The 14,443-nt window shown below is 37.3% G+C and carries 14 protein-coding genes; 10 read left to right on the top strand and 4 right to left on the bottom strand.

Annotated elements, in window-relative coordinates; translation table 11 throughout:
* The first annotated feature begins 1 nt into the window (after nt 1).
* A complete protein-coding gene (locus C8J95_RS01505; RefSeq protein ID WP_107807588.1) occupies nt 2-1,651 on the top strand; it encodes a hypothetical protein in 1,650 nt (549 codons plus the stop codon).
* 57 nt (nt 1,652-1,708) lie between these two features.
* Here the strand turns inward: C8J95_RS01505 and C8J95_RS01500 are convergent, their stop codons facing one another.
* The 4 genes from C8J95_RS01500 to C8J95_RS01485 are packed head-to-tail and all read right to left on the bottom strand — an operon-like array spanning nt 1,709 to nt 4,091.
* Nucleotides 1,709-2,320 (bottom strand): DUF4126 domain-containing protein, encoded by a 612-nt coding sequence (locus tag C8J95_RS01500; protein WP_107807313.1) that lies wholly within the window; start codon nt 2,318-2,320, stop codon nt 1,709-1,711.
* Between the two features lie 43 nt (nt 2,321-2,363).
* On the bottom strand, nt 2,364-2,714 hold the full coding sequence (rnpA, locus tag C8J95_RS01495; protein WP_107807312.1) for a ribonuclease P protein component: 351 nt from the start codon (nt 2,712-2,714) through the stop codon (nt 2,364-2,366).
* Nucleotides 2,715-2,736: 22 nt separating this feature from the next.
* On the bottom strand, nt 2,737-3,471 hold the full coding sequence (locus C8J95_RS01490) for a ThiF family adenylyltransferase (protein WP_107807311.1): 735 nt from the start codon (nt 3,469-3,471) through the stop codon (nt 2,737-2,739).
* Complete coding sequence (locus C8J95_RS01485; protein ID WP_107807310.1) at nt 3,465-4,091, bottom strand: TatD family hydrolase; 627 nt, start codon at nt 4,089-4,091, stop codon at nt 3,465-3,467. The genes C8J95_RS01490 and C8J95_RS01485 overlap by 7 nt, the downstream gene beginning before the upstream one ends.
* Nucleotides 4,092-4,181: 90 nt before the next feature.
* Between C8J95_RS01485 and C8J95_RS01480 the strand changes: the two genes are divergently transcribed.
* From C8J95_RS01480 to C8J95_RS01440, 9 genes are all read left to right on the top strand, one after another.
* Entirely contained in the window at nt 4,182-4,823 is a 642-nt protein-coding gene (locus C8J95_RS01480; protein WP_107807309.1) for a TetR/AcrR family transcriptional regulator, read from the top strand.
* On the top strand, nt 4,813-6,117 hold the full coding sequence (locus tag C8J95_RS01475; RefSeq protein WP_255412697.1) for a TolC family protein: 1,305 nt from the start codon (nt 4,813-4,815) through the stop codon (nt 6,115-6,117). Before C8J95_RS01480 ends, C8J95_RS01475 begins: the two co-directional genes overlap by 11 nt.
* 24 nt (nt 6,118-6,141) lie before the next feature.
* On the top strand, nt 6,142-7,230 hold the full coding sequence (locus C8J95_RS01470; RefSeq protein ID WP_107807307.1) for an HlyD family secretion protein: 1,089 nt from the start codon (nt 6,142-6,144) through the stop codon (nt 7,228-7,230).
* Between the two features lie 53 nt (nt 7,231-7,283).
* Nucleotides 7,284-8,861: a DHA2 family efflux MFS transporter permease subunit gene (locus C8J95_RS01465; RefSeq protein ID WP_107807306.1), complete on the top strand. Its 1,578-nt coding sequence runs from the start codon at nt 7,284-7,286 to the stop codon at nt 8,859-8,861.
* A gap of 177 nt (nt 8,862-9,038) precedes the next feature.
* Complete coding sequence (bamD, locus tag C8J95_RS01460; RefSeq protein ID WP_107807305.1) at nt 9,039-10,055, top strand: outer membrane protein assembly factor BamD; 1,017 nt, start codon at nt 9,039-9,041, stop codon at nt 10,053-10,055.
* Nucleotides 10,056-10,080: 25 nt separating this feature from the next.
* Nucleotides 10,081-10,404 (top strand): DNA-directed RNA polymerase subunit omega, encoded by a 324-nt coding sequence (locus C8J95_RS01455; protein WP_009086749.1) that lies wholly within the window; start codon nt 10,081-10,083, stop codon nt 10,402-10,404.
* An 88-nt stretch (nt 10,405-10,492) separates the two neighbouring features.
* A complete protein-coding gene (gene coaBC, locus C8J95_RS01450; RefSeq protein WP_107807304.1) occupies nt 10,493-11,704 on the top strand; it encodes a bifunctional phosphopantothenoylcysteine decarboxylase/phosphopantothenate--cysteine ligase CoaBC in 1,212 nt (403 codons plus the stop codon).
* Between the two features lie 24 nt (nt 11,705-11,728).
* The gene (gene recN / locus C8J95_RS01445; RefSeq protein WP_107807303.1) at nt 11,729-13,381 is read left to right on the top strand and encodes a DNA repair protein RecN; all 1,653 of its coding nucleotides are present in this window, start codon (nt 11,729-11,731) and stop codon (nt 13,379-13,381) included.
* A gap of 63 nt (nt 13,382-13,444) precedes the next feature.
* Nucleotides 13,445-14,392: a M20/M25/M40 family metallo-hydrolase gene (locus C8J95_RS01440; RefSeq protein WP_107807302.1), complete on the top strand. Its 948-nt coding sequence runs from the start codon at nt 13,445-13,447 to the stop codon at nt 14,390-14,392.
* Nucleotides 14,393-14,443: the final 51 nt, after the last annotated feature.

Genomic DNA, 14,443 nt, shown 5'->3' with positions numbered 1-14,443 from the left:
GATGAATGAACGAATTTTACATATAATAAAGTTCCCCGAAAGTTTAAAAGCATCGGATATTGGTGAGCTCAGAAGAGAAATATCTAATTATCCATATATACAGCCAATCCGGGCTTTATTTCTGATGGCATTACATCAGTTTCAGCCCGAGGCTTATCAGAAGGAACTGGCATTAACAGCGGCTTATACAACTGATAAAAAGATTTTGTATCAACTGATTAATCCGGTGACTTATCAACAGGAAGAAGTGGCAGAAGTGCCTGTTCAGAAAGCTACAGAAGAAATAACTGTTGCGGTTGTAGAACCAAAAGTGGATGAAATTGAAGAAAGCACAACTGAGCCGGAAAAAGAATCTGTTTTTGAAGAAAAAATAGAGGAAGTTATTCCCGAGAATGTAGAGTCAGTTGCTGTAATTCAGGATTCAGAAGAAGAGAATATTATAGATCTCCCGAAAGAGGCAGAACATACAGAAGAAGATCATTTGTCGGCTCAAACTAGTTTTGCCGGTGCAGATAATTTCCTTCCGGATGTTAAGTTCAGTATACCGGATAATCATACCGAATATACCAAGGAGAAAAAGCCTTCTGCTGTTCCGGGATTCCAACATTCATTTGTTACTACAATTACACAACCGATAATTAGAGATGCACCCGCATCTGTAGAAGAGCAACATGAAGAAGAGAAACATATAGATCACTCAACGCTTGATTTTGCAGACAATACCCATTTTGATTTTCTGAGCAGACCAGTAGAGAAAAATATTTCTTCTGATATATCGGATAAAGTTGAAACTCAAGAGCCGGAAGACATAAAAGTAGCAGAAGAAGAGGAAGAAGAAAATATTCCTGTAATAATTGATGAGATTATTGAAGAAGCGTCTGTATTAGCTGAAACTCCGGAACCTGCTCCGGTTATAAATGATGACTGGAAACCAATGAGTTTTGATGCTCATATTCCTGATGCATTGATTGGGAAATCTGAAACGCAGGTTAAAGAAGATAAATTACCAGAACCTGAATCAAAAGAAGAGATCATTCCGGAACCTGAAGTTGCAGAAGCTCATGAAGAAACGCCTGTAGCAGAAGAGGTTATAGAGAACGAAATTGTAGAAGAAGTTTCTGCAACAGAATCTTCTGAAAGACCGGTAATCAATTATTCTTTCTTTGGTGCAACAGGTGCTGATAAAGGGAAAGAAGAAGTAAAACCTGAGGCTGTAACAGAAGAACCACAGGATAGTAATGAAGAAAAAATGGAAGAGGAAATAATGACTGAACCTAAACAAGAAACAATTGTAACAAGTAATGTTTCTTCATTTATTAACACCTGGCAGAATTGGCTTCACAAAGAAAAGCCTGAAAACGTAGACGTTGAGAAAAAGAATAAGGCAATTGAGAAGTTTATCGAAAGCAATCCAAGAATTAGTGCTTTAAAGGACGAATCAGATTATGTGATAAGAGATAAAGGTGATGATATTTCGCATCTGATGACAGAAACTCTTGCCAACTTATACTTAGGACAGCGTTTGTATAATAAGTCTATAAATGCCTTTGAGATTCTTCAGAAAAAATTCCCTGAAAAGAAGAAAGAATTCCAGGAAAAAATTAATTATATAAAAGATTTGAAGTCTGGTAAAATCCAGCAGGAAGATTAGATAAACAAAAGTCCGGAAGATTTTCTTCCGGACTTTTTTATCGATATCAATATCAGATTATTTTATTTCCGTGTCAGGGCTTCGGAACTGTTTTATTTTGCGCCAGATCTTTTTTCCGTACCGGATGCTCAGAACAATCAATAAGATTGTAATAATAAAAGCTATAATAGGTGCGGCTAATGCTAATATGGACATTATGCTTCCGCCGAATGTTTCCGTACTTGCAACCATAAAATTTCCAGTTCCGCCGGTAGTTGCTGTAGATGTGGCCCTGAGCCCAGCAAATCCTGAACTTATTACACTGGCTGTTCCACCACCGGCAATTAAGGCCAATGCCCATTGTGGAAAAGCACCGAGATGGGTGAACTGACTGGCAAATAATAGCGTTCCGGCAATTGTAGCCAAAGGAATATTGATAGTATCCAGTAAATGATCTATAAAAGGGATGTAATAAGCCAGTATTTCTACGATCATGGCAATACCTGTTGCTATAAGAGTTGGCAGCCCGGCTAGCCATTGCCAGCTTTCATTCATAGGAATCCAGCCAAGATATGATGCCAGACTTACCGCAAAGAGGGGCATGAATACCCTGAATCCTGAAGCAGCAGCTAAGCCTATTCCGATAAATGCTCCGAGAATATATTGTAAATATGAAATATGTTCCGGCATATCATAAATTTTATTAAATGTATGCAAAAAACAAATAAGATGATTAATTTTTACGACAAAGTTTCTCGTAAAAATATTTTACTTGATCCAGATTTTCAGGAAGTTGCGGGGATGTCCAAAATAGCATAATGTGAAAGTATTCCCCGAATTTCTCATGTAAAAGGGGTTTATTTAACCTGTATGCTTCACGAAGTAACCTCTTTACTCTGTTTCTGTATACAGCTTTTTTAAAGTACCTTTTAGAGACGCTTACACCTACTTTGGTTTCGGATTCACTGGCAAGCCATATAATGCGAAGATTACCTGTAGTAATCCATTTGCCTTCTTTGAAAAGGCGGTCTATATCTTTCTTCGCTTTTAACTTTTCCGAAGATGGAAACCCGAATTCTTTCATTTAATTTTTTTTGGCTGATTATTTATTCAGCTATTTTATCTTGTATAAGATATCTTATAACTTCTGATGCTGCATATAGCCCAAATATAGCGGGCATATAGCTAATGGTCCCGTAAAAAGATCTTTTATAATTGCTGCCGTCTGTCATTTTCAGACTGTCCTCTCTCTGTATTTCTGTAGAGAAAACACAGCGAAAGCCTTTATTAATATTTTCTTTTTTCAGCCTTTTTCTAACTTGTTTTGCCAGAAAGCAATTACGAGTCTTGCTGATATCACGAACCATTACCTTGCTTGGGTCCATTTTTCCGCCGGCGCCCATACAGCTTATTATTTTTATTTTATTTCTTTTGGCAGCTTTAATCAATGCAAGTTTAGGGCTTACACTATCAATACAATCTAAAATATAATCGAAGTTTCCTGCGTGGATGACTTCTTCCATTCTTTCAGGGTTCAGAAATTCATTAATTCTGGTCAAGTTTAATTCCGGATTAATATCCAAAATTCTTCTCGCCATTAATTCAACTTTATCGTCTCCGACAGTTGAGTGCAGAGCGGGAAGCTGGCGATTTATGTTGGTGATATCTATAATGTCGCCGTCTACAATGGTCAGATTACCAACGCCCGAACGAGCTATAAATTCTGCTGCAAAAGATCCAACTCCACCCATTCCTACTATTAGGATATTGGATTTTTTTAGTTTCTCTATGCCTGCTTCTTTTATTAGTAATTCGGTGCGCTCCAGCCAGATATCTACCATCTGAAAATTGTTTTTAAATTATAATCTACTATATTTTTCAGTTCCATTATAGAAATGCCCCGTATCATTGCGGCTTTTTCATAAAGCGTTTCAATGCTGATATCAGCAGTATCGGTCTCTAATACGAAGGTTTCTTTAGGGATTTGCTGAAAAATTTTTTGCAAAGATAAATTATTCAGAAGTGAAGCTCCAAAAGACAAATGAAAACCATTTTGCAATAATTGTGTTGCAATGGTTTCTCTTTTATTAAATCCGTGGATGATTTTTGGAATACTAACTCCCTTGCATACCGTTATAACCTCGTTGTAACGACGGACACAGTGGATTGTCAGTGGTTTTTGCAGTTCTTCCGCTATTACAATTTGTGATTTAAACACTTTTATTTGCTCTTCGATAGATGTATTTACGAGAGCGTCTAGGCCGCATTCTCCTATGGATAGACAGTTTGAAGCTTTTGCAGCAAAATGAATTTTCTCAATTACAGACTTCCAATCTTCATTGATGTCCTGAGGGTGCAAACCTATGGAGTAGAATTCCGGAGAAAATTCTTCATGAATAGATTTGTTGTAAACTCCCTTATAATCAGGGATCTTATGGTGATGATGAAAGTCAAATATCATCTTCCAAAATTAAAAAATAAAATAATTGAAAAAAAATTAATTAAACGTTTGTTTAATAACGTAAAAGTGAATTAAATTTGCATCCGTAAAATGAGAAAAATAAAAAAACTTAGTGAAAAGCAACTGCATATTTTAGAGGTTGCGGAAAGCCTTATAGCAGAGAAAGGCTTTAAAGGAACATCAGTAAGAGAAATTTGTAGTCAGGCCAATATAAATGTTGCCATGATCTCATATTATTTCGGTTCGAAAGATAAGATGATGTTTCATTTGTACCAGTACAGAGTTCAGAAAGCAAAGGAGAACTTCAGCAATTTTACACAAACAATTTCATCAGCAAGCCCGGCTATGCAAATGAAAGAAATTCTGAATTTTATCCTAGGACAAATCCTTAAATTCAATTATTTCCATGGATTTGTAACTAATGAATGCCATACTGCGGAACCTAATAAAGAATTTCTTCGTGATTTTTACGCATTATGCGTAACCAAATTTGAAGAAGTAGTTCAGAAAGGAATCGTGGTTGGTGAATTTAAAAAGGCTGTAAAGCCTGAAAATCTTCTGGCAACTATTCTCGGGACGATCATCTTTAGCATCAGAAACAGAGAGTTTTACCAGACTTACCTGCCTGAGCATAACGAAGAAGATTACTATCAGAAATTAGAAGAACGATTAAAAACCCATTTATACAACACCGTATTTTCATTACTAGGGTATGAAACAAATGACAACTAAAATTCTCCTGTTGGCTGCATTTAGCGCCGCAGGCTTGGAATTTGCACAAACAGTACAGAAGCTAACCTTGTCCGAAGCTATAGTACTAAGCATGAAAAATAACTCTAAAGTTAAAATTGCTGAAGCGCAACTGAATACAATGGACTCGAAAGTCCTGGAGGCCAAGAACAAGAGATTACCAGATCTGAAACTAAGCGGAAACCTGATGAAGCCATTTAATACAATGGAAATAAAATCAGAACTTCCGTTCCTGAATGGTGGCGGGGCATCTCCGTCTGCTCCGGATTATGTGGCAATACAACAGCTAAATCTTGGAATGCCTCTTTTTGCAGGATTTAAGATTAAAAACGGAATTGCTGTTGCAGAATACCAGAAAAGCATTCAGCAGTATCAGTTGGAAAACGACAAGCAGGATATAGCTTTAGCTGCAACACAGGGATTTGTAAATCTTTATAAGGCAAAGCAGGCTATTAGTGTAATCAATGAGAACCTTTCCAGATCACATCAGAGAAGTGTTGACTTCGAGAAACTGGAACTGAACGGAGTTGTTGCCAGAAATGATCTGATGAGGGTGAAACTTCAGGAAAGTAACGTTAAATTGTCTTTGGCAGATGCTAAAAAGAATGTTAATGTACTAAACTACAGTCTTGGAGTTCTTTTAGGATTAGCTGAAGGAACCGATATAGATCCTGAAATTGGTGGAGACGAGGCACAGGAATTTGTAAACGAACAAAATCTTCAGGAGCAGTCTTTACAACAAAGACAGGAATATAAAATTCTTTCGGAGCAGGAAAAGGTTGGAAAAGCTAATGTGGAAATTGCGAAAGCAGCATATTATCCAACAGTTTCTCTTACTGCAGGGTATATCAATGCATGGATGCCTAATATTTTACAGATTAACCATATGACAATGGCTGGTTTATCCCTTTCTTATGATCTTGCTAACCTGTATAAGAACAGAGCTACTGTACAAACAGCAAAGCTGCAACAGGTGGAAATTCAGGAGAATAAAAAAGCATTGAATGATAAGGTGAAAACTGATATCCACAATGCATTTGAAGATTATCAGCTGCAAAACGAGAAGATTAAAGTTTACGAAGAGGCTGTGGGACAGGCTAATGAAAACTATAAAGTTGTGAAGAACAAATTCGACAATGGTCTTGCAACAACAACGGATCTTCTTACTGCAGATGTAGAGCAGCTTCAGGCTCAGCTTAATCTGGTTTACGGAAAAGCAGATAAAAAATGGTCTTATTTCAATTTACTAAGACAAACAGGAGAGATAAAATATTAATAACGGCAAATAATAAACATAGAAATGTCTGAACAAGTTCCAAATAAAAAGAAAATTAATTCAAAATTTATTGCCATCCTTGCGGTTCTTATTGTCGGAGGTGGGGCATTTGGATTTTATAAATATCAGCATGCGCAAGTGCACCAGACAACTGATGATGCGCAGATAGAAACAAATATAACGGCTATTACTCCAAGAATTCAGGCCTTTATCAAAGAAGTAAGAGTAAAAGATAATCAGTATGTGAAAAAAGGAGATACGCTTTTAATTCTTGATGCAAGTGATATCAATACTAAGGTAGAAGAAGCAAGAGCCGGAGTTTCTCAGGCTGAAAGCGGTATTACTGCAGCACAGGCACAGACTGAAGCATCTACTTCTACATTGCCTATCACAAATAGTCAGGTTGCTGCAATGAACGCTAATATTGATGCTGCAAAAGCTAAACTTTGGCAGGCAACACAAGATTATAACAGATACAGCAATCTTTATCAGGACCACAGCATTACAAAACAACAATTTGAACAGGCTCGTACAGCAATGCTTGAAGCTCAGGCAACTGTAAAAGGATTTGAAAGTCAGAGATTAGCTACCCAAAATCAAACACAAGCTACAATTTCTCAAAGCCACGCTGTAGGTTCTCAGGTATCAGTAGCAAAAGCTAATCTGGAGAAAAGCAAAGCGTCGTTAGAGGCTGCAAAAATCAACCTTTCTTATACTGTAATTACAGCACCAGTTTCAGGTTTTGTTTCAAGAATAGATTTACAGCAGGGGCAATTACTTAACCCTGGTCAGCAGTTATTTAACATTGTAGACGAGCATATCTGGGTTGTTGCTAACTTTAAAGAAACGCAGTTAGAAAAAATAAGAACCGGACAGAAGGTAGAAATTAAAGCGGATGCTTATCCAAAGCATAAATTCGAAGCTAAGGTAAGCTCTTTCTCTCCGGCAACAGGAGCTCAGTTCTCTCTTTTACCTCCGGATAATGCTTCAGGAAACTTTGTAAAAGTGGTACAAAGACTACCAGTATCTATCGAGTTTGTAAACCCGAAAGATCCTATGCTGAAATATCTTCGTCCGGGAATGAATCTGGATGTTGATGTGACTACTAAATAATTTATAAATAAAAGAAACGGAGATTTCTCCGTTCTAAATACCTTAATTGATTAATGGAAAATCCGGATTCTCTGGTAGAATATGGTTTTAGAAGGGGTATTATCGTTTTAATGGCGGTATTATGTGCCCTTCTGGAAATCGTAGATACTACCATTGTGAACGTGGCTCTGGACTCTATGAAAGGGAGTTTGGGAGTAACACTGGAAGATGTTGCCTGGGTAGTTACTGCTTATGCTATTGCAAACGTAATTATGGTACCCATGACGGCATGGCTTTCTCAGCAGTTTGGTAGAAGAAATTACTTTGTAGCTTCCATCATTGTCTTTACCGCGGCTTCTTTCCTTTGTGGAAATTCAACCTCAATGGCGGAGCTTATTATCTTTAGGTTTATACAAGGACTTGGTGGTGGTGCCTTGCTGGTAACCTCGCAAACCATTATTACCGAAATTTTCCCGGTGGAGAAGAGAGGTATGGCTCAGGCCATTTATGGTATGGGAGTTATTGTAGGACCTACATTAGGGCCACCATTAGGAGGATATATTGTAGATAATTTCTCTTGGCCATATATTTTCTATATCAACATTCCGCTTGGGATTATTGCAGCATTGTTGGCAATGAATTTTGTAAAAAGTCCGCGATATGGCGAGAAACGTAAACCGAGTGAGGTAGACTGGTGGGGGATTATGCTGCTTTCTACATCTGTAGGATCTTTACAGTACGTTTTAGAACATGGTCAACAAGACGACTGGTTCAATGATAAGATTATTCTGATCCTGAGTATAGTTACTGTATTGTCTGCAATCTTCTTTTTATGGAGGGAGCTAACGGCAAAATATCCTATTGTAAACCTGAGAGTATTGAAGAATACTAACCTGGCGGTGGGAACCGTTCTTACCTTTGTATTAGGATTTGGTTTATACGGATCAACATTTATTGTCCCAATATATACACAGTCTATATTAGGATGGACGGCTACAGATGCCGGATTACTACTGGTACCGTCATCTATTATGACCGGACTTATGATGCCAATTATCGGGAAGTTACTTCAGAAAGGAGTGCCTCAGAAATATTTGGTTACACTGGGATTTGCAATATTCTTTGTATACAGTCTTGCGATGTATTATGAGATGACTCCATATACCTCTACGGAAGAGTTTTTCTGGCCGTTAGTAATTAGAGGGGTTGGATTAGGTCTGTTATTTGTGCCAATTACAACACTATCACTTTCATCCTTAAAAGGTAGAGAAATTGCAGAAGGAGCAGCTTTTACAGGGATGATGAGACAATTAGGTGGTTCATTTGGTATTGCAATTATTACCACATATATAGCGAGAGATTCTCAAAAACACAGAGTAAATCTAATGGCCCATGTTGATATCACCAAAGATATTGTTGCGCAAAGAATACAGATGTATCAGCAAATGATGATGTCAAAAGGGGCTACAGCACAGGAGGCATTAGGAAGAGCATATAAACTATTGGAAGGACAGGTGATGAAGCAGGCAATGGTACTGACGTATGCAGATGTTTTCCTGTATCTTGGTATACTATTCCTTATTTGTATTCCGTTTGTGCTTTCCATCAAGCAGGGGAAATCAAAGATAAATCCTGCCGACGCAGCGCACTAAACAGGTGCCGGAATCGTAATAAACAGATAATAACAGTATAGTGGTTTCTTAAAAAGAGATTACTATACTGTTAAACTATCATAAAAACAATTCTATTGTAAAAAAAATCTTATTTTTGCAGATCGAATAGGCAAACTAATAAGGAAAAGATTCCTTAGGTAAAGCCCGGAAATATTTATGAAAAAGATTCTAACCTTTATTACTCTTGCATTGATCGTTGTTTCTTGTAACAAAGAGTTTGACAACGCAATGAAAAGCGCAGACAAAGAAGTTATTCTTAAAGCAGCTGACAAATATTACGAAAAAAAGAATTGGAAGCAGGCTCTAGCGCTTTACGACAGATTACCAAATCTGCTTGCAGGAACCGATGAGTTAGCCGATATGAGCTATAAACAAGCTTATGCTAATTACTATGACAAAAGTTATAAATTAGCAGGGCACCAGTTTAAAAGCTTTACTGTAAATAACCCGAGAGATCCACGAAGAGAAGAAGCTGCTTATATGTCGGCACTTTGTTACCACCAGGATTCAAGAGATTATAATCTGGATCAGGAAAGTACAATTTCTGCGATTAATGAACTTCAGGAATTCCTGAATACTTATCCAGGTTCGGAAAGATCAAAAAATATTTCTAAGCTTGTAGATGAATTGTCTTACAAACTAGAATTCAAAGCTTACGAAAATGCGCGTCAGTATTATAAAATGGCTGAATATAAAGCTGCAGATATAGCATTTGAAAATGTATTGGAAGATTATCCTTCTACAAAACTTCGTCCACAGATCTTTAATTATATGATGAGATCTAAAGAAAGATTGGCTGTATTATCTAGTTATGATCTGAAATCAGACAGAATAGAAAATGCTATTTCTTTTACCAAACAGGTGGAACGTGAATTCCCAGACTCTGATAACAGTAAAGATGCTGTGAAAATAAGAGAGTCTCTGGAGCATGAGAAAGAAAACTTTGCAAAACTTAAAGTAGAATACGAGAAGAGAAGAGCAGAGAGAGAAGCAAAAATTAAAAAACTTTCAGCTGAACAAGCTGCTGAAATGGAAAAAAAAGCAGAGAATAACCGCAAGGCTAAAGCTGTAAAAGAATATAAAGATAAGGTAAGAGGGTTGCAAAAGGATTCGGCTATATTAAATACACCACCTCCGGCAGCTACTTTCAAAATACCTAGAAAAAGCAACTAAAATTTTAAATTAAAGTAAATCAGATATGAGCGTTAAAGATTCTAAAGCACCAGTAAACACCATCACTTACGATAAGAATAAGATCGAAGAAAAAGTAGGTAGCATCTACGAAGCTATTGTAATTATGGGTAAAAGAGCGGAGCAGATTAATGCTGAAATCAGAACAGAACTTCACCAAAAATTAGATGAATTTGCTGTTCATAACTCAACTCTGGAAGAAGTTTTTGAAAACAGAGAACAAATTGAGATTTCTAAGAACTACGAAAGATTACCAAAACCAACTTCAATCGCAGTTCAGGAATGGATGGATGGTGATATCTATTTCCGTAAGACAGAAGACAGAAACTAAGCGTTTTACAACGACTTTTATGAATATTGGCAGGAAGATGTTTTTTTAAGACATCTTTTTGTCGTATTATTACTACAAATTTTTCAGCATGGCGAACAGTTTACAAGGAAGAAAAGTATTAGTGGGCGTTACAGGTGGTATTGCTGCCTATAAAATCCATTTTCTGATAAGAGAACTGGTGAAAAACGGTGCAGAAGTGCAGGTGATTATGACGGAGGATGCACACCAGTTTGTTACACCTCTCAGTCTTTCAACCTTATCCAGAAATCCGGTATATACAGATTTTTATAATACAGAAGGAACCTGGAATAATCATGTTGATTTAGCACTATGGGCAGATGTAATGCTTATTGCTCCATGTACAGCAAATACGCTGGCAAAGATGGCTACAGGTTTATGTGATAACCTTTTACAGGCAACTTATCTGTCGGCTAAATGTCCGGTTTTTGTGGCTCCTGCTATGGATCTGGATATGTATGCACATCCTACAACAACCGAAAACCTGAAAAAGATTGAAGGCTTTGGAAACCGGATTATTCCGGCTGAAGAGGGGGAACTTGCAAGTGGACTTACGGGACTTGGCAGAATGGCTGAACCGGAAACTATATTCAGACATTTACAACAATTCTTTAGTACAGAGAATTCAAATTCTTTGCTTAAAGGTAAGAAGATACTGATTACGGCAGGACCAACTTTCGAACCAATAGACCCTGTTCGTTTTATCGGAAATCATTCTTCTGGTAAAATGGGATTTGCATTGGCAGAAGCAGCTGCAGACAGAGGTGCTGAGGTTATTCTTATTTCTGGTCCAAGCAGCTTGCATACTACGCATCCCAATATTTCATTACATGCTGTAATTTCAGCAAAAGAGATGCTGGAAGAAGTATTTAAGTATTATGAGAATGTAGATGTAGCCATTATGAGTGCTGCTGTAGCAGATTATACACCCAAATATTATTCGGATCAGAAGATCAAAAAGAAAGAACAGGACTTTATGATAGAGCTTGTGAAAAATCCTGATATTCTGAAGACAATGGGTGAAAAGAAAAGCCATCAGTTGTTAGTAGGTTTTGCTCTGGAAACTCAAAATGAGGTAGAATATGCTAAATCTAAACTGGTACAGAAGAACCTGGATCTTATTATACTGAATTCACTTCAGGATTCCGGAGCAGGATTTAAGAGAGATACCAATAAGATCAGTATTTTTACAAAAGAAGGAGAAAGCAAGGTATTCGACCTTAAAAAGAAGACAGAAGTAGCAGAGGACATCTTAAACGTAGTAGAAGAGAAATTACACTAAACAAATAGCGTAAACGAAGGAAAAATGTTATCTAAAATATTCATTCAGAATTTTGCATTGATCGATCGGCTGGAAGTAGACCTGCATAAGGGGCTACAGGTAATTACCGGAGAAACAGGAGCTGGTAAATCGATTATTCTTGGTGCACTGCGCCTCATGATGGGTGAAAGGGCAGATCTGAAGTCAATTGCCGATACTGAAAAGAAAAGTATCGTGGAGGGGACTTTTGTACTGGATGAAGAGAAGTTTAAAAGCTTTTTTGAAGATAACGATCTTGATTTTGAGAAAGAAACACTTATTCGCAGGGAAATTGCACCTGCCGGTAAATCGAGAGCTTTTGTTAATGATGTTCCGGTTACATTATCCATATTACAAGAACTTTCTGAAAGACTCATAGATATTCATTCGCAGTTTGAAACGTCTAATCTTTTTTCAGAAACATACCAGTTTGGAATAATCGACGGACTGGCAAAAAATCAGAAATTATTAGCCGATTATCAGTCGGAATTTAAAATTTATACACAGGCAAAAGCCAAGCTTCTGCAGTTAGAGAAACGTTTAGCAGAAGGCAATAAAGAGGCAGATTACCATCAGTATCTTTTACAGGAGCTGGAGGAAGCACAACTGGATCAGTTGAATCTGGATGAACTGAAAAATGAACTTTCTGCACAGGAAAATGCAGAAACTATTATAGAACAATTATCGCAGACTTATCAGCTTTTGCAGCAGGATGAAGCCGGAGTACTTATTGTTCTGAACGAGATTAGAGTAAAGCTTTCAAAGATTACAGGATATTCTGAAAGCTATGAACAACTCTCTGAGCGTATCCAGAGCCTGTATTTTGAACTAAAAGATATAGCGGATTCTTGTGAAAACGAACTTGAAAAAGTACAAATGAATCCTGAAGCTCTGCAAGAGCTTAATACCAGACTCAACCTGGTAAATACATTATTGATCAAACATCAGGTACAGTCTGTAGAAGAACTTGTTAATATCCGTGATGAGTATGCTAAAGAACAAAATCTTGCAGAAAACCTTGAAGAGCACATCAAAGAGCAGCTTCAGTATATCGAACAACAAAAGACAAAACTCAAAAAAATAGCAGCGGAACTTACTAAAAATAGAAAGTCCGGGGCTAAAATTTTTGTTGAGAAAAGCCAGCATATTTTACAATGCCTTGGCTTGGAAAAAGCCAGAATGGAAGTCGATCTAAGCGAAGATCCTGAATTTAATGAATATGGTAGTGATACTATTCAGCTTTTATTTCAGGCTAATACAGGTTTCCCTATGAAACCTGTCCATACCGCTATTTCCGGGGGAGAAAGATCTCGTGTAATGCTTGCTGTTAAAAAGATTATGGCTGAAAATTCTGAATTGCCAACGCTGATTCTGGACGAAATAGATACCGGAGTCTCCGGCCGTGTAGCCGAAGAAATTGGAAAATTAATGCATGAGATGGGGCAGGGTATGCAGCTTATTGTTATTACCCACCTGGCTCAGGTTGCTGCCAAAGGAGATTACAATTATAAAGTAATGAAATCCGAAATAGGCGGAAAAACACAGTCTACTATTATCCCTCTGAACCAAGACGAAAAGCTGCAGGAAATTGCCCAGTTGCTTAGTGGTAGCAAGATCACTGAGGCAGCAATAGAACAGGCAAAAGAACTGATGCTGTAGTTTCGTTTTCCAAAGATTGGCGACGTTGCGGGGTTTTCTCTATTTTTGTACGAATTAATACCCATGAAAAATACTATTCTATTTACTTTCTTATTGCTGGGACTATGTTCCTATGCGCAGGAAATTGAAGTTAAAAACCTGAAAAAGCATGTTTATTTTTTGGCAAGTGACCAAATGAAGGGGCGCGGAACAGGGAGTAAGCAAAATCAAGAAGCCGCAAAATATATCGTTTCACAATTTAAAAAATATAAACTGGAGCCTTTAGGGGCAAATGGTTATTATCAGGATTTTGAAGCTAAAGTCAGAAAAGTTAAAGTTACCGATAGTATCCGACCTGCCAGAAATGTGATTGGTTTTTTAAATAATAATGCTGCTAAGACTGTTGTTATCGGAGCACATTATGACCATCTTGGAGAGGGAAAACAAGGAAGCTCTTTGGCAAAAGACAGTTATGGTATGATACACAATGGTGCAGATGACAATGCTTCGGGTGTTGCCGGATTGCTGGAGTTAGCGCGTGTTTATAGCCAGAATAACATAAAAGAGTCAGTTAATTTTCTATTTATTGCTTTCGGAGCAGAAGAATTAGGATTGGTTGGTTCACGATATTTTGTGAAAAATCCAACTTATGACCTTAGTAAAGTGCTTTGGATGCTGAATATGGATATGATCGGAAGACTGAACAAAGAGAGAGGTGTTTCAGTTATCGGTTATGGAACATCACCTGAATTTGAGACTATTTTCAAAGAAATCGATCCTAATAAGTTTGTGAAATTCTATACAGGCTACGAAGGGCGTGGAGGATCGGATCAGACATCTTTCTACGAAAAAGATATTCCTGTTCTGTTTTTCCATACTGGCGGACATGATGACTACCATAAACCTACAGATGATGCCGATAAAGTTGATTACGAATCCCTAAAAGGTATTTTGGAACTGGAGAAAGCTGTTGTTGATGGTAGCTTTAATGTGGGTTCTATGCCTTTCAGAAATACAGACCAGAAAAAATAATTTTTTGTAACATTTTTTGCAGATTGTTAACTAATTAAGTAAAGCTAATTA

Origin of the sequence: Elizabethkingia sp. YR214, from assembly GCF_003058195.1 — a bacterium.
GTDB lineage: Bacteria > Bacteroidota > Bacteroidia > Flavobacteriales > Weeksellaceae > Elizabethkingia.
The sequence above is the reverse complement of the archived record's forward strand: the minus strand, read 5'-3'. Positions and strand labels throughout refer to the sequence as shown.

Excerpts from the sequence above, each read along its gene's own strand:
- C8J95_RS01505 (WP_107807588.1), top strand. The coding sequence starts at position 2 with ATGAATGAACGAATTTTACATATAATAAAGTTCCCCGAAAGTTTAAAA.
- C8J95_RS01500 (WP_107807313.1), bottom strand. The coding sequence starts at position 2,320 with ATGCCGGAACATATTTCATATTTACAATATATTCTCGGAGCATTTATC.
- rnpA (WP_107807312.1), bottom strand. The coding sequence starts at position 2,714 with ATGAAAGAATTCGGGTTTCCATCTTCGGAAAAGTTAAAAGCGAAGAAA.
- C8J95_RS01490 (WP_107807311.1), bottom strand. The coding sequence starts at position 3,471 with ATGGTAGATATCTGGCTGGAGCGCACCGAATTACTAATAAAAGAAGCA.
- C8J95_RS01485 (WP_107807310.1), bottom strand. The coding sequence starts at position 4,091 with ATGATATTTGACTTTCATCATCACCATAAGATCCCTGATTATAAGGGA.
- C8J95_RS01480 (WP_107807309.1), top strand. The coding sequence starts at position 4,182 with ATGAGAAAAATAAAAAAACTTAGTGAAAAGCAACTGCATATTTTAGAG.
- C8J95_RS01475 (WP_255412697.1), top strand. The coding sequence starts at position 4,813 with ATGACAACTAAAATTCTCCTGTTGGCTGCATTTAGCGCCGCAGGCTTG.
- C8J95_RS01470 (WP_107807307.1), top strand. The coding sequence starts at position 6,142 with ATGTCTGAACAAGTTCCAAATAAAAAGAAAATTAATTCAAAATTTATT.
- C8J95_RS01465 (WP_107807306.1), top strand. The coding sequence starts at position 7,284 with ATGGAAAATCCGGATTCTCTGGTAGAATATGGTTTTAGAAGGGGTATT.
- bamD (WP_107807305.1), top strand. The coding sequence starts at position 9,039 with ATGAAAAAGATTCTAACCTTTATTACTCTTGCATTGATCGTTGTTTCT.
- C8J95_RS01455 (WP_009086749.1), top strand. The coding sequence starts at position 10,081 with ATGAGCGTTAAAGATTCTAAAGCACCAGTAAACACCATCACTTACGAT.
- coaBC (WP_107807304.1), top strand. The coding sequence starts at position 10,493 with ATGGCGAACAGTTTACAAGGAAGAAAAGTATTAGTGGGCGTTACAGGT.
- recN (WP_107807303.1), top strand. The coding sequence starts at position 11,729 with ATGTTATCTAAAATATTCATTCAGAATTTTGCATTGATCGATCGGCTG.
- C8J95_RS01440 (WP_107807302.1), top strand. The coding sequence starts at position 13,445 with ATGAAAAATACTATTCTATTTACTTTCTTATTGCTGGGACTATGTTCC.